This is a genomic window from Nocardioides sp. NPDC054178, from assembly GCF_055585005.1.
Genome location: NZ_JBVJKY010000008.1, coordinates 292,458 through 311,364, shown reverse-complemented (window position 1 = coordinate 311,364; position 18,907 = coordinate 292,458). Strand labels below are relative to the sequence as shown.

At 69.7% G+C, this 18,907-nt stretch carries 21 protein-coding genes; 15 read left to right on the top strand and 6 right to left on the bottom strand.

Annotated elements, in window-relative coordinates:
• Positions 1-63: 63 nt before the first annotated feature.
• On the top strand, positions 64-1,155 hold the full coding sequence (locus tag ACZ6WN_RS25595; RefSeq protein ID WP_465868749.1) for a DNA recombination protein RmuC: 1,092 nt from the start codon (positions 64-66) through the stop codon (positions 1,153-1,155).
• 2 nt (positions 1,156-1,157) lie between these two features.
• Positions 1,158-1,601 carry a DUF6542 domain-containing protein gene (locus ACZ6WN_RS25590; protein WP_465868748.1) on the top strand — a complete coding sequence of 148 codons (444 nt, stop codon included), beginning with the start codon at positions 1,158-1,160 and terminating at the stop codon, positions 1,599-1,601.
• Between the two features lie 3 nt (positions 1,602-1,604).
• Here the strand turns inward: ACZ6WN_RS25590 and ACZ6WN_RS25585 are convergent, their stop codons facing one another.
• The gene (locus ACZ6WN_RS25585) at positions 1,605-2,234 is read right to left on the bottom strand and encodes an L-threonylcarbamoyladenylate synthase (RefSeq protein ID WP_465868746.1); all 630 of its coding nucleotides are present in this window, start codon (positions 2,232-2,234) and stop codon (positions 1,605-1,607) included.
• Positions 2,235-2,267: 33 nt separating this feature from the next.
• Positions 2,268-3,266 (bottom strand): 4-hydroxy-3-methylbut-2-enyl diphosphate reductase, encoded by a 999-nt coding sequence (locus tag ACZ6WN_RS25580; protein WP_465868744.1) that lies wholly within the window; start codon positions 3,264-3,266, stop codon positions 2,268-2,270.
• A gap of 145 nt (positions 3,267-3,411) precedes the next feature.
• Between ACZ6WN_RS25580 and xseA the strand changes: the two genes are divergently transcribed.
• Together xseA and ACZ6WN_RS25570 are read left to right on the top strand one after the other, a co-directional pair.
• On the top strand, positions 3,412-4,644 hold the full coding sequence (gene xseA, locus ACZ6WN_RS25575; protein WP_465868743.1) for an exodeoxyribonuclease VII large subunit: 1,233 nt from the start codon (positions 3,412-3,414) through the stop codon (positions 4,642-4,644).
• Entirely contained in the window at positions 4,637-4,837 is a 201-nt protein-coding gene (locus tag ACZ6WN_RS25570; protein WP_465868741.1) for an exodeoxyribonuclease VII small subunit, read from the top strand. The genes xseA and ACZ6WN_RS25570 overlap by 8 nt, the downstream gene beginning before the upstream one ends.
• A gap of 627 nt (positions 4,838-5,464) precedes the next feature.
• Here the strand turns inward: ACZ6WN_RS25570 and ACZ6WN_RS25565 are convergent.
• Positions 5,465-6,088 carry a DUF4245 family protein gene (locus tag ACZ6WN_RS25565; RefSeq protein ID WP_465868739.1) on the bottom strand — a complete coding sequence of 208 codons (624 nt, stop codon included), beginning with the start codon at positions 6,086-6,088 and terminating at the stop codon, positions 5,465-5,467.
• Between the two features lie 130 nt (positions 6,089-6,218).
• Between ACZ6WN_RS25565 and ACZ6WN_RS25560 the strand changes: the two genes are divergently transcribed.
• From ACZ6WN_RS25560 to ACZ6WN_RS25510, 11 genes are all read left to right on the top strand, one after another.
• Positions 6,219-6,608, top strand: a complete 390-nt coding sequence (locus ACZ6WN_RS25560) for a TOBE domain-containing protein (protein WP_465868737.1) — start codon at positions 6,219-6,221, stop codon at positions 6,606-6,608.
• Positions 6,605-7,360, top strand: coding sequence for a molybdate ABC transporter substrate-binding protein (gene modA, locus ACZ6WN_RS25555; RefSeq protein ID WP_465868736.1), 756 nt, complete (start codon positions 6,605-6,607; stop codon positions 7,358-7,360). The genes ACZ6WN_RS25560 and modA overlap by 4 nt, the downstream gene beginning before the upstream one ends.
• Positions 7,361-7,418: 58 nt before the next feature.
• Positions 7,419-8,180: an ABC transporter permease gene (locus ACZ6WN_RS25550; protein ID WP_465868735.1), complete on the top strand. Its 762-nt coding sequence runs from the start codon at positions 7,419-7,421 to the stop codon at positions 8,178-8,180.
• A complete protein-coding gene (locus ACZ6WN_RS25545; protein WP_465868733.1) occupies positions 8,177-8,875 on the top strand; it encodes a sulfate/molybdate ABC transporter ATP-binding protein in 699 nt (232 codons plus the stop codon). The genes ACZ6WN_RS25550 and ACZ6WN_RS25545 overlap by 4 nt, the downstream gene beginning before the upstream one ends.
• Before the next feature lie 42 nt (positions 8,876-8,917).
• Positions 8,918-9,937: a class II fructose-bisphosphatase gene (glpX, locus tag ACZ6WN_RS25540; protein ID WP_465868732.1), complete on the top strand. Its 1,020-nt coding sequence runs from the start codon at positions 8,918-8,920 to the stop codon at positions 9,935-9,937.
• A gap of 200 nt (positions 9,938-10,137) precedes the next feature.
• A complete protein-coding gene (locus ACZ6WN_RS25535; protein ID WP_465868731.1) occupies positions 10,138-10,605 on the top strand; it encodes a hypothetical protein in 468 nt (155 codons plus the stop codon).
• Positions 10,602-10,907 carry a hypothetical protein gene (locus ACZ6WN_RS25530; RefSeq protein ID WP_465868729.1) on the top strand — a complete coding sequence of 102 codons (306 nt, stop codon included), beginning with the start codon at positions 10,602-10,604 and terminating at the stop codon, positions 10,905-10,907. The genes ACZ6WN_RS25535 and ACZ6WN_RS25530 overlap by 4 nt, the downstream gene beginning before the upstream one ends.
• Positions 10,904-12,694 (top strand): alpha/beta hydrolase, encoded by a 1,791-nt coding sequence (locus ACZ6WN_RS25525; protein WP_465868727.1) that lies wholly within the window; start codon positions 10,904-10,906, stop codon positions 12,692-12,694. Before ACZ6WN_RS25530 ends, ACZ6WN_RS25525 begins: the two co-directional genes overlap by 4 nt.
• Positions 12,691-13,194, top strand: a complete 504-nt coding sequence (locus ACZ6WN_RS25520) for a hypothetical protein (RefSeq protein WP_465868725.1) — start codon at positions 12,691-12,693, stop codon at positions 13,192-13,194. The genes ACZ6WN_RS25525 and ACZ6WN_RS25520 overlap by 4 nt, the downstream gene beginning before the upstream one ends.
• A 17-nt stretch (positions 13,195-13,211) precedes the next feature.
• The gene (locus ACZ6WN_RS25515; protein WP_465868724.1) at positions 13,212-14,132 is read left to right on the top strand and encodes an alpha/beta fold hydrolase; all 921 of its coding nucleotides are present in this window, start codon (positions 13,212-13,214) and stop codon (positions 14,130-14,132) included.
• A 76-nt stretch (positions 14,133-14,208) separates the two neighbouring features.
• On the top strand, positions 14,209-15,186 hold the full coding sequence (locus ACZ6WN_RS25510; RefSeq protein WP_465868723.1) for a cytochrome c oxidase assembly protein: 978 nt from the start codon (positions 14,209-14,211) through the stop codon (positions 15,184-15,186).
• Positions 15,187-15,189: 3 nt separating this feature from the next.
• Here ACZ6WN_RS25510 and ACZ6WN_RS25505 read toward each other — a convergent pair whose 3' ends face one another.
• From ACZ6WN_RS25505 to ACZ6WN_RS25495, 3 genes are all read right to left on the bottom strand, one after another.
• The gene (locus tag ACZ6WN_RS25505; RefSeq protein ID WP_465868722.1) at positions 15,190-16,260 is read right to left on the bottom strand and encodes an ABC transporter ATP-binding protein; all 1,071 of its coding nucleotides are present in this window, start codon (positions 16,258-16,260) and stop codon (positions 15,190-15,192) included.
• A 104-nt stretch (positions 16,261-16,364) separates the two neighbouring features.
• The gene (locus ACZ6WN_RS25500; RefSeq protein ID WP_465868720.1) at positions 16,365-18,086 is read right to left on the bottom strand and encodes a sulfatase-like hydrolase/transferase; all 1,722 of its coding nucleotides are present in this window, start codon (positions 18,084-18,086) and stop codon (positions 16,365-16,367) included.
• A gap of 120 nt (positions 18,087-18,206) precedes the next feature.
• Entirely contained in the window at positions 18,207-18,884 is a 678-nt protein-coding gene (locus tag ACZ6WN_RS25495; RefSeq protein WP_465868718.1) for a DUF1707 SHOCT-like domain-containing protein, read from the bottom strand.
• Positions 18,885-18,907 lie beyond the last annotated feature (23 nt).

Below are 18,907 nucleotides of genomic sequence, written 5' to 3'. Positions count from 1 at the left end.
CCACGAACCGCCGACCGTGCCCATCCGAACAAATTGTCGGTGGTCCCTGCGAGGATCGATGTCATGGAGATCTGGATCCTCGTGCTCGGACTGGTGATCGGTCTTGGCCTGGGCGTCGTGCTCGGGGTGCTCTGGGCGCGGGCCCGGAGCGTCGGTACGGTCGCGGCCGGGATGGTCGACCAGGCCGAGGTGATGCAGGGGCTCGACCGGCTCAGCGACCAGATGCAGCATCTCGACCGGGAGCGGGCCCGCTGGCAGGGGCAGTTCGAGACGGAGGTCGGGCGGCTCCAGACCGAGACCCGGTCGCTGTCGACGGCATTGCGGAAGCCCCAGGTCAGAGGCCGCTGGGGCGAGATGCACCTGCGCCGCGCCGTGGAGCTCGCCGGCCTGGTGGACAAGTGCGACTTCTCCGAGCAGGTCCATCTCGAGGACGGGCGGCTGCGCCCCGATCTGGTCGTGCACCTGTCCGGCAACAAGGAGCTGGTCGTCGACTCCAAGGTCCCCCTCGACGCCTACCTCGACGCCGCCGCCGCGGACAACGAGGACGACTACCGCGCTCACCTGCGCCGCCACACCGCCCAGCTGCGTACGCATGTGGACCAGCTGGCCTCGAAGTCCTACTGGCGCTTCCTGGAGGAGTCGCCCGAGTTCGTGGTGCTCTTCGTGCCGGCGGAGTCGTTCCTCTCGGCGGCCTTGGAGACCGAGCCCGGCCTGATCGAGTACGCAGCTGAGCGCCGCGTCGTGCTGGCCTCACCGACGACGCTGATCGCGCTGCTGCGCACGGTCGCGCACGGCTGGTCCCACGAGGCGCTCGCCGAGCAGGCCCGGGAGATCCACCGGCTCGGCCGTGACCTGCACCAGCGGCTCTCCACGATGTCGACCCACCTGGACGGGATCGGGCGCTCCCTCAACACCGCGGTGACGCGCTACAACCAAGCGATCGGATCCCTCGACAACCGGGTCCTGGTGGCCGCCCGTCGTTTCAATGAATTATCGGTAACCGACGACGATCTCGAGACGCCGCGTCCGGTGGAGATGCGCGCTGTGGAGCGGCTGAGCAGCGTAAGGGAGGATGATCGGCGCGCCGCCGAGAATGACGGTGTGCCGGGCCCTACCGTGGGTTCTGATACACAGGCTGCATACGAGAGATCGTGACCATGAGTCAGCGCACCATCTGGGAGGAAGGACGCGAGTCCGGCCGCCATGTTGTCGCGCTCGGATCCGCCACGTCGCTGACGGTGACCTTCGTCGATCTCCTCATCGACGATCAGATCGGCCTGCTCTTCGACTTCGCCTTCGTGGCGATCGCGCTGACGCTCGCGCTGATCGTCAGACCCAGCGACTTCTTCGTGGTCGGTGTGCTCCCGCCGCTGATCATGCTCGGCATCTTCATCCTGCTGGCCGCGACCCAGCCCGGGTCGATCGCCGATGCGGAGGACGGCTTCGTCCAAGCCGTGGTCAGCGGCCTCGGACACCATGCGATCAGCCTGTTCATCGGCTATGCGGGATGCCTGGGCTGCCTGGTGATGCGCCGCCGAGTGCTGCGACAGCGCAGCGAGAGCCGCGACGAGGTCGAGCGCGAGCGCGCGCTGGCCTCCTGAGAATCAGTCCAGCGCCAGGAACCCGGAGACGTCGCCGGCACCCTCACGGATGACCTCGGGCTCGCCGCCGGACCAGTCGATGACCGTGGTCGGCTCGGCCGGGGTCTCACCGGCCTCGATGACGATGTCGACCTGGTGGTCGAGCGCCTCCTTGACGTTCCATCCGAAGACCTCCGGCTCGGTCTCGCCGGGCAGGATCAGCGTGGAGGACAGCAGCGGCTCACCGAGCTCCTCGAGCAGCGCCTGCACGACGGCATGCTCGGGGATGCGTACGCCGACGGTCTTCTTCTTCGGGTGCATCAGGCGTCGCGGCACCTCGGGGGTCGCCGGGAGGATGAACGTGTAGGGCCCCGGCGTCGCGTGCTTGATCGCCCGGAAGGCGCTGTTGTCGACGTGGACCATCGTGCCGAGCTGCGCGAAGTCCTTGCAGATCAGCGTGAAGTGGTGGCGGTCGTCGAGACCACGGATCCGCAGGATCCGGTCGCGCCCGTCCTTGTTGCCGATCCGCGAGCCGAGCGCGTAACCGGAGTCGGTCGGGTAGGCGATCAGCTGGTCCGCGCGCAGGGCATCGACGACCTGGCTGATCAGACGGGACTGCGGGTTGTCAGGGTGTACGTCGAGATATCGGGCCACCCCTCGACCCTAACGCCCATGGGCGGGCCAGGATCAACCCCTCGCGGCAGCGGCCTTCAGGTCCTTGCGGAGCTCGGTGGGCAGCGCGAAGATCAGCGACTCCTCGGCGCTCTTGTGCGCCTTGGCGTCGGGGAAGCCGCGCTCCTTGAGAAACTCGACGACACCCTCGACCAGCTTCTCGGGCACGCTGGCCCCGGAGGTGACCGAGACGCTGCGCACGCCCTCGAGCCAGGACTCGTCGATCTCGCCGGCGTCGTCGACGCGGTAGGCGGCCTTGGCGCCGGCCTCGAGAGCGACCTCGACCAGGCGGACCGAGTTGGAGGAGTTGCCGGAGCCGACGACGATGACCAGGTCGCTGGCCCCGCCGATCTCCTTGACCGCCTGCTGACGGTTCTGGGTGGCGTAGCAGATGTCGTCGCTGGGCGGGTCGAGCAGCTCGGGGAACTTCGCCCGGAGCGCGGCGACCGTCTCCATGGTCTCGTCGACCGAGAGGGTGGTCTGGGAGAGCCAGACGACCTTGGACGGGTCGGCGACCTCGACGCCGGGTACGTCACCGGGGCCCTCGACGAGCGTGGTCGCCTCCGGCGCCTCGCCCATGGTGCCCTCGACCTCCTCGTGACCGGCGTGGCCGATCAGCAGGATGCTGTAACCCTCACGCGCGAACCGCTTGGCCTCCAGGTGGACCTTGGTGACCAGGGGGCAGGTCGCGTCGATCGTCTTCAGCTCGCGCACGGCGGCGTCGGCGTGGACCGCCGGGGAGACGCCGTGGGCGGAGAAGACGACGGTCGCACCCGAGGGCACCTCGTCGAGCTCGTTGACGAACACCGCGCCGCGGTTGCGCAGATCGTCGACGACGTGCTTGTTGTGCACGATCTCCTTGCGCACGTAGACCGGCGCGCCGTAGAGGTCCAGGGCCTCCTCGACGGTGATCACGGCCCGGTCCACCCCCGCGCAGTAGCCGCGCGGCTCCGCGAGGAGGACAGCCTTCTCGTCGTCGGAGATCAGGCGTGGGGTGCCGAGGTCGATGCTCATGGCTCCAGTCTAGAGATCCATCCTGAAACCCGCCGAGTCGGCGCATCCTGACCGCCGTCCTCGCCGAGTCGGCTCGTCATGACGCGCCGACTCGGCCGGGATCTGGGTCAGGATGAGCCGACTCGGCGGCACTAAGGTGGCAGCCATGGCGTTGGACACCTCCCCCGAGTCGCCCGCCCCGGTGCGGCAGATCGCGAACGCGATCGGTAGCTGGATCGACAAGCTCGGTGCGGTCTGGGTGGAGGGGCAGGTGGCGCAGCTGAGCCGGCGGCCGGGGATGCAGACCGTCTTCTTGACCCTGCGCGACTCGGTGGCCGACATCTCGGTGCCGGTGACGTGCACCCGGTTCCTGCTCGACAGCCTCAACCCGCCGCTGGTCGAGGGCGCCTCGGTGATCATCCACGCGAAGCCGTCCTACTACGCCAACCGCGGCACCCTGTCTCTCCAGGCCCGCGACATCCGTCCGGTCGGCCTCGGCGAGCTGCTCGCCAGGCTCGAGCAGCGCCGGCAGCTGCTGGCCGCCGAGGGGCTCTTCGCCGCCGAGCTCAAGCGCCCGCTCCCGTTCCTGCCGACCAAGGTCGGGCTGCTCACCGCGGCCAACTCCGCGGCCGAGCGCGACGTGCTCGAGAACGCGAAGCGCCGGTGGCCGCAGGTGCGGTTCGAGGTGGCGTACGCCGCGATGCAGGGGGCGCGCAGCGCTGCCGACGTCGTCGAGAAGCTGCAGCGGCTCGACCGCGATCCCGAGGTCGACGTGATCGTCATCGCCCGCGGCGGCGGTTCGGTCGAGGACCTGCTGCCCTTCTCCGACGAGCACCTGATCCGCGCGGTGCACGCCGCTCGCACCCCGGTCGTCTCGGCGATCGGCCACGAGCCCGACTCGCCGCTGCTGGACCTGGCCGCCGACGTACGAGCCTCGACTCCGACCGATGCCGCCAAGCTCGTCGTGCCCGACGTGGTCGAGGAGCAGCGGATCGTCGCGACCGGGCGTGACCGGCTCCGCGGCGGGATCGCCGCGCTGATCCACCGTGAGCAGACGCTGCTGGACGCGTTGCGCTCGCGGCCCGTGCTGGCCGACCCGTGCTCGCTGATCGACGCCCGGCGCGACGAGGTCACCTCGCTGCGCGACCGAGCCCGTCGCACCGTCGGGCATGCCCTCGACCGGGCCGCCGACGACATCGGCCACCATCGCGCCCGTGCTCGCGCACTCTCACCTCTGGAGACGCTGAGACGGGGGTACGCCGTCGCCCAGGATGCCGACGGGCACGTGCTCACCAGCGTCGCCGACGCCACCGAAGGCGCCGCCGTCAGCATCCGCCTCGCCGACGGCCGCCTCGCCGCCACCATCACCTCGACCGAGAAAGACCCAGCCGATGACTGATGACGACAAGAACCTGTCCTATGAGCAGGCCCGAGAGGAGCTGATCGAGGTCGTACGCAAGCTCGAGGCCGGCGGCATCACCCTCGAGGAGTCGCTGGCTCTGTGGGAACGCGGCGAGAAGCTGGCCACGCTGTGCCAGGAGTGGCTCGACGGCGCCCGGAAGAAGATCGACGCCGCCATCGCCGACGACTGACGAGAAGTCGGCCCCGTCGGCCCAGGCGTCGGCCCGGTCGGCCGAGACGTCACCCCGGTCGGCCGAGACGTCACCCCGGTCGCCCGAGGCGTCAGCTCGGTCGGCCGAGTGGTCAGCCCGGATGCCCGAGACGTCACCCCGGTCGGCCGAGGCATCAGCCCGGTCGGCCGAGTGGTCACCCCGGATGCCCGAGACGTCACCCCGGTCGGCCGAGGCGTCACCCCGGTCGGCCGAGACGTCACCCCGGTCGGCCGAGACGTCACCCCGGTCGGCCGAGACGTCACCCCGGTCGGCCGAGACGTCACCCCGGTCGGCCGAGACGTCACTCCCGCTGATCCAGTTGTCACAGCACTGCCATCTCGGCCGACGTAAGTGACGGCTCGACCGACGTACGTGACGCTTCGGCCGACCTACGTGACGCTTCGACCAGCGCCGGCGACGGCTCGAGCGACGGGGGCGACAGCTCGGCCGACGGACGTGACGCATCGACCGACGTAGGCGACGGCTCGACCGACGGGGGCGGCGGCTCGACCGACGGGGGCGGCGGCTCGACCGACGTACGTGACGGCTCGACCGACGGGGGTGACGGCTCGACCGACGGGGGTGACGGCTCGACCGACGGGGGTCCTACTTCAGGGAGTCGGTGGTGAGGAGGGTGAGGTAGTCGCGTACGTCGCCGTCCTTGGGGCCCCAGAGCATGAGGGTCTGGCCGTCGACCTCGGCGGAGTAGGCGGTGTCGCCGCCGGAGTCGGACCATTCGGTCCAGGTGGTGGCGACGTCGGTGTCGATGTTGACCTCGTCGCCCTTCTTGGCCTGGGTGTCGACGTTCTTCTGGGCGAGCGCCTGCGCGGAGCGGGTGGACAGCTCCAGGCCGACGTAGGAGGTCTCACCCTTGACGAACGACATGGTCCATGCGGGCTCTTCGCCGCCCTGGTAGGACGGGTCGGTGTTGGCGTACCAGCCCGAGGGCAGCTCACGCGGGTAGACGACGTCGAGGTCGGCGACCTGGGCGCTGCGTACGGCCTCGGCCCAGTCGGCCTTGTAGGTCTCGTTGGCACCGCTGACCTCGCGCTCGAGGTTGCCGCGCCACTGCACGATCAGGACGATCGGGACGACGAGGACGAGCAGGAAGATCATCGACCCGATCAGGGCCCCGAACGTGCGGGGGTAGCTGCGTGCCGGGACCTCCGGCTGCTCACCCGTCGGCTGACTCGACGGCTGGGCGGGCTGCTGCTGATCGGTGTCGCTCACGCCCTCCATGGTCCCACTCGACCGATGTTCCCTCGAATCGTGGTGTCGACAGGCTCGACCAGCACCACAACTTGTTCCGCAGATGAGGACATCTTGACCAATAATGATCCGCAGATGCGATACTCCTCCGGTGACCACGTACCGCATCGCCGAGGCCGCCGATCTTCTCGGCGTCAGCGACGACACCGTGCGCCGCTGGATCGACGCGGGCCGGATCGAGGCGACCACGGAGAACGGTCGCGCGGTCATCGACGGCATCGTCCTCGCCGAGCTGGCCACGGAGCTGGCCGATGCCCCCAACCCGGACCGGGCGAAGGCCGTCAGTGCCCGCAACCGGATGCTCGGGATCGTCACCAAGACCACCCTGGACACCGTGATGGCCCAGGTGGAGATGGTCTGCGGGCCTTACCGGATCGTCTCGCTGATGAGCGCAGAGGCCGCCACCGAGCTCGGGCTCGAGCCCGGTGTCAGCGCCGTGGCATCGATCAAGTCAACCAACGTCGTAGTGGAGCGCCCATGATCACGAAGACCACCATCTCCACCGTCGTCGCGGTGACGGCCCTGCTCGCACTCGCCGGATGCGGGAGCTCGAGCGAGGACACGCAGGATCAGGAGCTGACCGTCTTCGCGGCCGCCTCGCTGACCGACACGTTCACCGAGCTGGCCGAGGAGTTCGAGAAGGACCACCCCGGGGTCAAGGTGACCACCAGCTTCGGCGGCTCCTCGGACCTCGTGGCCCAGATCGAGGACGGCGCGCCGGCGGACGTCTTCGCCTCGGCCGACACCAAGAACATGGACAAGCTCGGCGACCTGGCCACCGACCCGCAGGACTTCGCCTCCAACACGCTCGAGATCGCGACCCCGCCCGGCAACCCGGCCAAGATCACCGCCTTCCAGGACCTGGCCAAGGAGGGCTCCAAGGTCGTCGTCTGCGCGGTCGAGGTGCCCTGCGGCAACGCGACCGCCGAGATGGAGAAGAAGACCGGTGTCGACATCGAGCCGGTTAGCGAGGAGCAGTCGGTCAGCGACGTGCTCGCCAAGGTCACCTCCGGTGACGCCGACGCCGGACTCGTGTACGTCACCGACGTGACCGCCGCGGGCGACACCGTGACGGGCGTCGAGTTCGAGGAGTCCGACCAGGTCGTGAACACCTACCCGATCAGCACCCTCGACGGCGCCGACGATGCCGACCTCGCCCAGGAGTTCGTCGACCTGGTGCTGAGCGAGGCGGGACAGAAGGTGTTGTCCGATGCCGGCTTCGGCCAGCCCTGATCTTCTCGGGAGGTCCAGTCGGACGGACCGGCAGCGGGGGGCCGGTCCGTCCGTCGGCATGCCACGCTGGCTGTGGTTCCCGGCGGCCCTCGCCGCGGCGTTCATCATCGTCCCGCTCGCCGCGATCATCCTCCGCGTCGACCTGGCGAGCTTCCCGGAGCTGATCACCTCGCCCTCCGCCCTGGAGGCGCTCTGGCTCAGCCTGCGCACCGCGGTGGCGAGCACCCTGCTGTGCATCGTCCTCGGCGTACCTCTATCCACGGTCCTCGCCCGCACCAGCTTCCGCGGCCAGGGGCTGATGCGCTCGCTGGTGCTCCTCCCGCTGGTGCTCCCGCCGGTCGTCAGCGGGCTGGCGCTGCTCTACACGTTCGGCCGGCGTGGCCTGCTCGGGCAGTCGCTGGACCTGATCGGCATCCAGATCACGTTCACCACGCTCGCCGTCGTGATGGCGCAGACGTTCGTCGCGCTGCCGTTCCTGGTGATCAGCCTCGAGGGCGCCCTGCGCACCAGCGGCACCCGCTACGAGGCCGTCGCGGCCACGCTCGGCGCGCGCCCGACCACCGTCTTCCGGCGGGTCACCCTCCCCCTGGTCGGCCCCGGCCTGCTCTCCGGCTCCGTCCTCGCCTTCGCCCGCTGCCTGGGCGAGTTCGGCGCCACGATCACCTTCGCCGGCAACCTCCCCGGCGTCACCAGCACGATGCCGCTGCAGGTCTACCTGCTCCGCGTCGACGACCCCGACGCGGCCGTCGCGCTCTCGCTGGTGCTGGTGGTCGTCGCGGTCGCCGTGATCGGCTTCGCCCGCCACGGGAGGGCCCTGTGAGCTCTCTGCACCTCCGCGCGGTGATCGCCCAGCGCGGCATCGACGTCACCCTCGACGTGACCGCCGGCGAGACGATCGCGCTCACCGGCCCCAACGGTGCCGGCAAGTCGAGCCTGCTCGGCGTCATCGCCGGTCTCCTGCGTCCCGACGAGGGAGAGGTACGCCTCGGCGACCGCGACCTGGACGGCACTCCCCCGCACGCCCGCGGCGTCGCGCTGCTCGCCCAGGACCCGCTCCTCTTCCCGCACCTGTCGGTGCTGGCCAACGTCGCCTTCGCTCCCCGGGCCCGAGGCGTACGCCGCCGTGAGGCCCACGAGCTCGCCCTCCGCCACCTCACCGAGATCGGCGCCGAGAAGCTCGCCGGGCGCAAGCCGTCCCAGATCTCCGGCGGCCAGGCCCAGCGGGTGGCGGTGGCCCGGGCGCTCGCGGCCGACCCGGAGCTGCTCCTGCTCGACGAGCCGATGGCCTCGCTCGACGTCGACGTACGTCCCGCGCTGCGCCAGACCCTGCGCACCGCCCTCGAGGACAGGACCGCCATCATCGTCACCCACGACGCCGCCGACGCCCGTGCGCTCGCCGACCGGGTGGTGGTGATCGAGCACGGTCACATCGTCGAGGACGGCCCCACCGAGCAGGTTCTGGAGCACCCGCAGTCGGGCTTCGCTGTGAGGCTTGTCTCTGGATCGATCAAGTGACACCACGGACGCTTCACCGCCCCCGGCCGATAGATTGAACCCATGAACGACACCCAGCCGCTCGGCGTCGCCCCCACCGCTCCTGACCGCAACCTGGCCCTGGAGCTGGTGCGCGTGACCGAGGCGGCGGCGATGGCCGCGGCCCGCTGGGTGGGCCGGGGCGACAAGAACGGCGCCGACGGTGTCGCGGTCAACGCGATGCGCACGATGATCTCCACGGTCGCCATGAACGGCACCGTCGTGATCGGCGAGGGCGAGAAGGACAACGCCCCGATGCTCTTCAACGGCGAGCAGGTCGGTGACGGCACCGGACCGGAGTGCGACGTCGCGGTCGACCCGATCGACGGCACCACCCTGACCGCCAAGGGCATGAGCAACGCGGTCGCGGTGATGGCGGTGGCCCCGCGCGGCAGCATGTACGACCCCAGCGCCGTCTTCTACATGGAGAAGCTGGTGACCGGTCCCGAGGCCGCCGACGTCGTCGACATCCGCCTCCCCGTGGCCGAGAACATCGCCGCGGTGGCGAAGGCCAAGGACACCACGGCCTCCGACATCACCGTGATCGTGCTCGACCGGCCGCGCCACGACAAGCTGGTCGAGGAGATCCGCGAGACCGGCGCCCGGATCAAGTTCATCGTCGACGGTGACGTGGCCGGCGCCATCTCGGCCGCCCGCGCCGGCTCCGGCGCCGACCTACTGATGGGCATCGGCGGCACCCCCGAGGGCATCGTCGCGGCCTGCGCGATGAAGGCCCTGGGCGGCACCATCCAGGGCCGGCTGTGGCCCAAGGACGACGAGGAGCGCCAGCGTGCCCTCGGCGCCGGCCACAACCTCGACCCCGACTTCGTGCTCCACACCAACGACCTGGTCACCGGCGACGACTGCTTCTTCGTCGCGACCGGCATCACCGACGGCGACCTGATGCGCGGCGTGCAGTACCTCCCGCACGGCGCCGTCGTCACCGACTCCCTGGTGATGCGCAGCCGCTCGGGCACCATCCGCAAGGTCACCTCCGAGCACCAGCTCGCCAAGCTCAAGGCCTACAGCGCGATCGACTTCTGATCCTCGGCCGGCGAGTGCGCCGGACAGACGCGGCAAGGACCTCCTGGTCCTTGCCGCGTTTCTCGTTGTCCTCGGGGTCCCCGAAGTCCCCACCCGAGTCGTCGGAGCGACCGCCCACAGTGCCCTTTTGTTGCTATCTTGTGGTGCGACACGAGCATTGATGAGCGTCTCAGGTGTATGTCGTTCCGGGAGGCATCGACGTGACGGACCCATTCTTCGCTGCACTGCGGGCACGCCGCCCCGACGTCGACATCGTCATCCTGCCGCCGGAAGATCCTCCCGAGCCATCCCCCGAGGCGACGGCTGACGAGCTGAGCCGGTCGGCGGAAGCCGTGGACGCAACCGTCGCCGCCATCGCCGCGCGCCTCCCGGAGCCCACCTCGGACGGCCCCAGGTGGGAGACCTACAACCGCGACGACGTACGCCGCTGGGCCCAGCTCGAGGCGAGAGCTGCCGACGGCGGCGCGATCCTGGCCGGCCTGGACCAGGGGTTCCGAGACGCGAGGTGGCACTCCACGCTCGCGGTGAAGGCCTTCCACCGATGGACCGCCTCGCAACCGGAGGTCCAGATCGTCGGCACCTGGTCCGAGAGCCATCACGCCCTCGTGGTGACGGTGACCGGCCAGGTCCTCCATCCCGCGCCGGGCGTACGGGAGGCGTTGACATGACGCTTCACGTCGAACCGGCCAAGGTCCGGTCCACGGCAACCGCGTGGGATACCGAGAATCTCCATCTCACCGCCGTGGCGAAGCAGATCAACGGTGCCGGGGCCGGTGGATTCACGCCGACCGTCGCGAGCCTGGTCGAACAGTTCATCAAGGCGTGGGAGGCGATCGCCGCACGGTCCGCGCGTTCCGCCGAGACCCAGGCCGACGGGCTGAGGAGCACGGCACTCGACATCCTCGAGGCCGACGCGAAGACCGACGTCAACGCATCACTGGTGCTGAACAGCATCAAGGAGACCCGGTGACCATCACCATCTCCCTACCCCCGACGCCGAGCGAGACGCCTGAGTTCAAGGGGGACGGGGAGAAGGTCCACGAGACGGGGAGCACCCTGCGGACGTCGTCGTCGATCTTCGACGACCATGGCTCGTTCGTCGGGGGGAAGGCCAAGGACTCCGGCCTCCTCGACGGCCAGGCGGCTGCAGCGTACGCCCAGGCACTCAGTCCCATCGGCAAGCACGCGGACGCCTGCTCGTTGGCGCTGCGCGCCGCAGCCAACGCCGTCCTGGGCCACGGCGACGACCTGGTCGATCTCGAGAAGCGCCATCAACGGCTCCAGAGCGACCGGGAGCACCTGACCCGCGAGGCCGCCGCGCTCGCCGCCCGGGCGAATCCGCTGCCGACCGACGAGGCCGAGCTCCAGCTCCTCAAGGCGGACTGCGACCGCTGCACCAGCCAGATCGAGGCGTACGAATCGGATCTGGTGAAGTGGACCGAGGACCTCAAGGCCAGCGAAGACAAGGTCACCGCCGCGCTCCGCGGGGCGATGACGGAGACACAGATCGACCAGAAGTACGCCGGGGTCGCCGACCCCGCGGACGCTGCCAGGGACTCGATGCCGCCTGGCCAGGATCCCAAGGCCGTCAAGGCGTGGTGGGACGGGCTCACCGAGGAGCAGCGCGCGGCCATGATCGCTGCCGACCCCGAGATCGTGGGCAACACCGACGGCATCCCGGCGGCGGCCCGCAGCGAGGCGAACACGATCTCGCTCGACCGTGACCTCGCCGAGCTGGGCGCCATCCCCGAGGACCAGCGCACCGACGACGAGCAGACCCGCTACGACAACGCGAAGGCCGCAGACGTCGCGCGTGACAAGATCGAGAGATCCAAGGACCCGATGACGAACGAGCACTACGAGGCCCAGGTCTACCTCTATGACCCGATGGCCTTCGGCGGCGACGGACGGGTCGCGATGGCGGTCGGCGACCTCGACACGGCGCGCAACGTATCGGTCAGCGTGCCGGGCCTGACCACCGACATGGAGTCGGCCCAGTCGAATGCCGAGAACGTGATCAATCTCCATCAGGCAGTGTCCTTCGAGGGCGGCACCAGCACCGCCACCATGTTCTGGATCGGCTACGACGCACCCAGCGGAGCCGACTCGGCCGGGGTCGCGACCGAGGGCATGGCCGCCGCCGCCGGCGAGCGGCTCGCCGACACCCTCGACGGCCTCAACGCCATGCGCTCCGACGAGTTCCACCTCACCGCCATCGGCCACAGCTACGGGTCCACCACCGTCGCCCACGCCATGACCGACCACCACCCCGGTGCCGACGACGTCGTCCTGCTGGGCAGTCCCGGCGCCGGCGACGATGCCGACTCGGCCGACGACCTCGGCGTCGGCTCGGGACACGTCTTCGTCGGCACGAACAGCGAGGACCTCGTCGGCCGGCTGGGGCAGACCGGCTGGGTCAGTCCCGCGGCCATCGGCGCAGGGGTGCTCACCGGCCCCCTCGGCGGGGTCGTCGCCCAGATGGCCGGCGCCGGCCTCGGCCACAACCCGGCGGAGGACGACTTCGGTGCCGTACGCTTCCAGGCCGAGAGCACCAGCAGAGGGTCGATCCCCAACATCGACGACCACGTCAAGTACTACGACCACGACACGGAGTCACTCGCCAACATGGCCCACATCGTCAACGGCCAGTACGGCGACGTCGTCCGCGCCGGGCAGGTGCACGACCCGTGGTACCGCGGTCCGGTCGACCCCGAGAGCGACCGCACCCCGACCAGCCCCGACACGGACGGCTCATGACCGCCCGGATCCTGGCCGCGACCGCCGCGGCACTGACGATCCTGCTCGCCGGAGGATGTGGTGGAGTGAGCGACCAGACCTACCCCGAGCTGGAGCAGCAGCGAGACGACGTGCTCGCGTGGGCACGTGAGCTGTCGGCCGTTGCCTCCACGACACTCGCCACGTCCCCGGAGGAGGCGACCGAGGCCTACGACGGCGTGGCCCAGAAGGGGACCTCGGACACGTACAAGTCGTACAAGTACGACGTCCAGGCAGACTTCGTCACGGAGCACCAGGAGCCGCTCGATGCGCTGCGCGACGAGCTCGAGGAGTTCAGTCCGACGCCCAGCGGCAACTCGCTGCGGCTCTCGCACGGTGACCTGACCGCCCACTTCCAGACCTATCCGAAGGCCCCCGGGGCGGTCGGCCTCGTCGTCGAAGGACCCGCGATCGAGATCGACCAGGAAGACATCAGCGACTGGGACGGCTTCGTCGTCGGCGAACCGGTCGACCTGGCCTGACCCGGTAAAGTCGGTGTATGACCACCGCCGCCGAGCCGACCGAGTCAACCGCCTTCCTCCCCGGAGGGGTCGAGCTGGCGTACGACACGTTCGGCGACCCCGGCGCTGACCCGCTGCTGCTGATCATGGGGCTCGGTGGGCCGATGACCTGGTGGAACACCCAGCTGTGCGAGCTGCTGGCCGAGGCCGGGTTCTACGTGGTCCGCTACGACAACCGCGACATCGGCCACTCCTCGCCGCATCAGTCCGACGAGCGGATCACCCTCGCGAGGCTGGCCCGGGCGTTCGTGGGGCTGCCGACGACGTCGCCGTACGCCATGGACGACCTCGCCGACGACGCGGCCGCGCTGCTGACCCATCTCGGCATCGACTCCGCCCACGTGTGGGGCGTGTCGATGGGCGGGATGATCGCCCAGACCCTCGCCATCCGCCACCCCGACCGGGTGCGCTCGGTCTGCTCGACGATGTCCACCACCGGCCGTCGCGGGGTCGGCTTCCAGCACCCGACCCTGCTGCCCGCGCTGGTCATCAAGAAGCCCGGCCTGGAGGGCTACATCGAGCGCCAGATCAAGGGCGGCCTCCAGATCGGCTCCCCCGGCTTCCCCGAGCCCGAGGACGAGGTACGCCGGCGGGCGATCGACACCTGGAACCGCGGCGTCAGCGGGCCCGCCGTCGCTCGGCAGATGCTCGCCGTCCTCACCCAGCCCGACCGCACCGCGGACCTCGGGCGCATCAAGGTCCCGTTCAGCGTGATCCACGGGCTGACCGACAAGATGGTCCACGTCTCCGGCGGCCGGGCGACCGCCGCCGCCGTCCCCGGTGCCGAGATCACCCTGTTCAAGGGCATGGGCCACGACCTGCCCCGAGCGCTGTGGCCGGCCTTCATCAAGGTCGTGCGCCGCACCGCCGACCGCGCCGACCGCGCCGTCTCCGCCTAGCGGATGCGCGCCGGGGCCGTCCGCACAGGCCCCGCAGAATCGCCCTCGCTCCCGCCCCGGGGATACCGTGAGCACCATGCACGACCACGGCTCCCTGCCCGCGCTCGGCTGGTCCGAGTTCTTCACCACCTGGAGTCTGCAGCCCGGCTGGCTGCTCGCCGCGGTCATCCTCGGCGCGGGCTATCTCACGTTCCGCAACGCCGCCGGTCCGGCCTCGACGGTCAAGGGCTGGCGGGTGGCGTCGTTCCTGACCGGGCTCGCGCTGATGTACGTCGTGGTCGCCTCGGCCATCAACGCCTATGCGATGGCGCTGGCCTGGATGCACATGGTGCTCCATCTGACGCTGATCATGATCGTGCCGACCCTCCTGGTGCTCGGTCACCCGCTCACCGTCATCGCCGAGACCGGCCCGCGGGCCGCGCGGGCGATGCGCTCGCTCCCGGTCACCGTCCTGGTCCACCCGGTCACCGGCACCCTGCTCTACTCGGTGGTCATCATCGGCACCCACCTGTCCGGTTTCATGGACTCGATGGCGCAGAGCACGGCGCTGATGGTCGGCGAACAGGTGGCGTACGTCGTCGCCGGCTTCCTCTTCCTCACCGGCACGATCGGCGAGGAGAAGGTCCGTTCCGACCTGCCCTATCTGGGTCGGATCGCGCTCCTCGTCGTGGGCATGGTGCCCGACACGATCGTGGGGATCGTGATGCTGCAGACCGAGCGCGACCTCTACCCGGTCTACTCCGCCGCCCGACCCGAGTGGGCGCCCGACGCGGTGCGCGACATCCAGACCGCCGGCGGTCTGATGTGGGCCGGCGGCGACGGCGGCATGATGCTGCTCGCCATCGGCCTCGTCATCGCCGTCGTCTCATCGGCCGAACGCCGGGCCAAGATGACCGGCCGTTTCCTCGACGGCGTACGCAGCAGCCGGCTCGCCGAGGAGAGCGCCCGGGGCATGGCGGAGGGCCCCGCCGAGCCGGGATCCGTGGATCCCGACAGCGACGAGGCCCTCGATGCCTACAACGCGATGCTGGCTCGGATGAACCAGCAGCACTGAGCGTCAGTTGACGCGGAGGCCCGACTCGGTGTCGAAGACGTGGACGTCCTCGGGGTCGGTGGTGACGTAGATGGTGTCGCCCTTGCTGACCTGGTCCTTGGAGGAGACCCGGACGATCAGGGTCGACGGGACACCCTCGACGTCGCTGGTGCCGTAGACGTAGGAGTCGGAGCCGAGCTCCTCGACGACGGTCACCTGGACCGGCAGCCCGCCCTGGCCCTCGCCGATGACCCGGAAGCTCTCCGGGCGCACGCCGATGGTGATCTCCTTGGGCATGTCGGAGGCGCCCACGGGGACGACGTACTCCCCGATCTTGGCGCCGCCGTCGGCGGCGGTGGCCTTGATGAGGTTCATCTGCGGCGAGCCGATGAAGCCGGCGACGAAGAGGTTGACCGGCTTGCGGTAGAGGTTGAGCGGGGTGTCGACCTGCTGCAGCTCACCGTTGCTCATCACCGCGACGCGGTCGCCCATCGTCATCGCCTCGACCTGGTCGTGGGTGACGTAGACGGTGGTGATGCCGAGGTCGGCCTGGAGCTTGGCGATGTCGGTGCGGGTCTGCACGCGCATCTTGGCGTCGAGGTTGGAGAGCGGCTCGTCCATGCAGAAGACCTGCGGCTGGCGGACGATCGCACGGCCCATGGCGACGCGCTGGCGCTGACCACCGGAGAGCGCCTTCGGCTTGCGGTCGAGGTAGTCGGTCAGACCCAGGGTCTTGGCGGCCTCGGCGACGAGCTTGTCACGCTCGGCCTTCGGAACCTTGGCCATCTTCAGCGAGAACGCCATGTTCTCGGCGACGCTCATGTGCGGGTAGAGCGCGTAGTTCTGGAAGACCATCGCGATGTCGCGGTCCTTGGGCGCCACGTTGGTGACGTCGCGGTCGCCGATCCTGATGGAACCGGAGTTGACCTCCTCCAGCCCGGCGAGCATGCGCAGGGTGGTGGTCTTACCGCATCCGGACGGGCCGACGAGCACCATGAACTCGCCGTCCTTGATCTCGAGGTCGATGCCCTTGACGGCGGGCTCGTCGGCGCCGGCATACCACCGCTGCGCCTTGTCGAAGCTGACTGTTGCCATGATTCCGTTGTCTCCTTCACCGGCAGGTACGTGCCGGACGATCCGTTGTGAAGTGACCGGGGCCACATCGGCCCCGGCGGAGACACCTTAGCCCAGATCCGGAATCAGCGGGTCAAAGCCCGGCACACAGCCGGGGCACAGCCCTCGTAGGCGTTCAGCCGGCGCATCAGGTCACGGGCGTACGGCTTCGCGTGGTCCTCGGCGAAGACGTTGCGGTCCTCCCACGGCCGGTCGTAGCGGTAGAGCTCGTAGGCGTAGTCGGTGCCCTTCCAGGACTTGTCCAGGTCGAACCGGACCAGCAGCCCCTGCGAGCCGCGCACGGCGATGTAGGACGGAATGATGTCGATGGTGCCGCCCGAGCCGCTGTCGAGGTCGACCTCGCCGGGGTGCGACTTGGCGTAGGTGTGCTCGAAGAAGGCGTACTTCCCGCCCGGCAGCCGCGGCCGGCTCAGGGACTGCGCGAACGAGCTCCCGGAGACGTAGGGCGGGGTCGGGGCACCCGCGATGTCGAGGAACGTCGGCGCGAGGTCGATGTTGTTGACGAACTGGCTGCGCTTGCCGGGCACCACGTCGGGGCCGACGACGACCAGCGGAACACGGGTGTCGGAGTCGTAGGGAGCGCCCTTTCCGCCGTTGAGCTGGTGCTGGCCCAGGTGGAAGCCGTTGTCGGAGGTCAGCACGATGTAGGTGTCCTCGCCGGCGGCCTGGCGGACCTGGGTGATCATCCGGTCGATCGACTGCACCATCCGGGCCCGGTCGCGGTACTGGCTGAGCGCGGTCTCGTCGCTCAGCGAGACCTTGTTGGTGCGCCAGGCCGGGGCCTGCGACGTACGTCCCCCGCGGCCGAGGTAGGTCGGGGCGTTGTCCCCGCGGTCGTCGCCGTAGCCGACGAGGTCCTTCAGGGTCAGGTCGGCGCACGCGACCCGGCCGCAGTTGCCGCCCGCGGGGTTACCGGCGGGCGCCTGGTCGGCGAAGGCGGGCGGGAACCAGGTGTCCAGGCCCGGGTAGTGGTGGCCGAGCCGCGAGTGCGGTCCGTAGGCGGCGATCTCGAGGAAGTAGGGCTTCTCGCCGTCGCGGTGCGCGTTGATGAAGTCGAGGGCGTAGTCGCGGGTGACGTTGGTGGCGTACGCCGCGTCCTTCTCCTGCACCGAGGCGTTCCGCGCGGGCTGCGGGTGGTTGTGCAGCTGCACGTCGCCATCGCTGTCGAGGTAGGTGGTCTGGTAGCCCCAGCCGCCGTAGGCGCCGCCGAGGAGCGCGTTCCAGGAGTCCCAGCCGGGCACCTTGGGCGGCGGGACGCGCTTGCCGTCGGGGCCGATGGTGGCCTCGTAGGCGTTGATGTACTTCCCCACGAACCCGGTCGTGTAGCCGGCCTTCTGGAGCCCGATGCTGAACTGCTTCTCGACGTTGCCGTAGCGCTGGAAGGCCGACCAGCCGCCGACCGGGTGCTCCGGGTCGTTCTGGGTGTTGGTGAGGACCTTGGTGTGGTGCGGGGTCTGCCCGGTCAACAGCGCCGCGCGCGAGGGGCAGCAGAGCGAGTCGATGACGAAGGAGTTCTGGTAGGTCGCGCCCTCGGCGGCCATCTTCGTCGCCTCCGGCATCGTGCGGAGCAGCTCCAGGGAGAAGTCGTCCATCAGGATCAGGATCATGTTGCGGCGCTCGTCGGTGGTGGCGGCCAGCTCCGCCGCGTCCTCGACCGGCGCTGCCGACGGGTCGGCGGCGGCAGAACCGGCGGCCACCGTCTTCGGGCCGAGGACCAGGAGACCGGCGATCAGGGCCACGACGGCCAGGAGTGCGGCGCCCAGCAGTGCGCTCCACTTCGGCTTCATCCCGAGACTCCTTTGTCTAGTATCTAACTGCACTATATCTGGTTCAAGCGAGGTTAGTGCCTCATTTCCAGGCACGACAAAATGGGTCCGCGGAGCGGACCATCCCCCGAGCTGGTGGTGCTAGTGCAGCTCGTGCGGCGGCATCTTCAGCTGCCGCGAGCGCTTCGCTTCCTTCAGCGGCTTGCGGATGACGGTGACGCCACCCATCAGGGCCAGACCCTTCACCCGCAGCACCGGACCGCCGGTCGGCTCGATCCCGCGCGGACCGACGTAGCCGCCCATGATGCCGACGCCCTGCATGACGACCTGGACATCGGGACCGACGGTGATGTTGACCCCGCCCATGATCGCGTTGGCGTAGATCACGGTCTCCTGCGCGGAGAACTGCGCCTGACGCATGTCGAGGTCGGCGCCGCCCATCAGGGCGATCACGTTGCCGGTCGCCGGCACCGTCCAGATCCCGCGCCGGTCGACGCCGCTCATGATCGCGACATAGAGCTGGCTCTCGATCGGATTGTCGGCGAAGACCGCGGGGCTGTTGCCCGTGGCGGGCTTCGACACCGGGACCGGCGGCGCCGGGGTGCCCGCTGCCGGCAGGTCGACGGTGATCGGGATCAGGTCGGCGTACGTCTTGGCCTTGAAGGTCGCCTCGAGGCGGTCGTCGAGCTCGTCGATCTCCAGGCGGCCCTCGCCCGCGGCCTCGCGCAGGATGTCGGCCACCTTGTGGCGGTCGGCATCGCTGATCCGGAGATTCGGATCAGGATTCTGTCCGCGAAATGGCTCGGGGGTCGTTCCCATGGGGCGAATGCTAGTGCGGGGCT

Coding starts and splice junctions, on each gene's coding strand:
- ACZ6WN_RS25595 (WP_465868749.1), top strand. CDS start 64: ATGGAGATCTGGATCCTCGTGCTCGGACTGGTGATCGGTCTTGGCCTG.
- ACZ6WN_RS25590 (WP_465868748.1), top strand. CDS start 1,158: ATGAGTCAGCGCACCATCTGGGAGGAAGGACGCGAGTCCGGCCGCCAT.
- ACZ6WN_RS25580 (WP_465868744.1), bottom strand. CDS start 3,266: ATGAGCATCGACCTCGGCACCCCACGCCTGATCTCCGACGACGAGAAG.
- xseA (WP_465868743.1), top strand. CDS start 3,412: ATGGCGTTGGACACCTCCCCCGAGTCGCCCGCCCCGGTGCGGCAGATC.
- ACZ6WN_RS25570 (WP_465868741.1), top strand. CDS start 4,637: ATGACTGATGACGACAAGAACCTGTCCTATGAGCAGGCCCGAGAGGAG.
- modA (WP_465868736.1), top strand. CDS start 6,605: ATGATCACGAAGACCACCATCTCCACCGTCGTCGCGGTGACGGCCCTG.
- ACZ6WN_RS25550 (WP_465868735.1), top strand. CDS start 7,419: ATGCCACGCTGGCTGTGGTTCCCGGCGGCCCTCGCCGCGGCGTTCATC.
- glpX (WP_465868732.1), top strand. CDS start 8,918: ATGAACGACACCCAGCCGCTCGGCGTCGCCCCCACCGCTCCTGACCGC.
- ACZ6WN_RS25530 (WP_465868729.1), top strand. CDS start 10,602: ATGACGCTTCACGTCGAACCGGCCAAGGTCCGGTCCACGGCAACCGCG.
- ACZ6WN_RS25520 (WP_465868725.1), top strand. CDS start 12,691: ATGACCGCCCGGATCCTGGCCGCGACCGCCGCGGCACTGACGATCCTG.
- ACZ6WN_RS25515 (WP_465868724.1), top strand. CDS start 13,212: ATGACCACCGCCGCCGAGCCGACCGAGTCAACCGCCTTCCTCCCCGGA.
- ACZ6WN_RS25510 (WP_465868723.1), top strand. CDS start 14,209: ATGCACGACCACGGCTCCCTGCCCGCGCTCGGCTGGTCCGAGTTCTTC.
- ACZ6WN_RS25505 (WP_465868722.1), bottom strand. CDS start 16,260: ATGGCAACAGTCAGCTTCGACAAGGCGCAGCGGTGGTATGCCGGCGCC.
- ACZ6WN_RS25500 (WP_465868720.1), bottom strand. CDS start 18,086: ATGAAGCCGAAGTGGAGCGCACTGCTGGGCGCCGCACTCCTGGCCGTC.
- ACZ6WN_RS25495 (WP_465868718.1), bottom strand. CDS start 18,884: ATGGGAACGACCCCCGAGCCATTTCGCGGACAGAATCCTGATCCGAAT.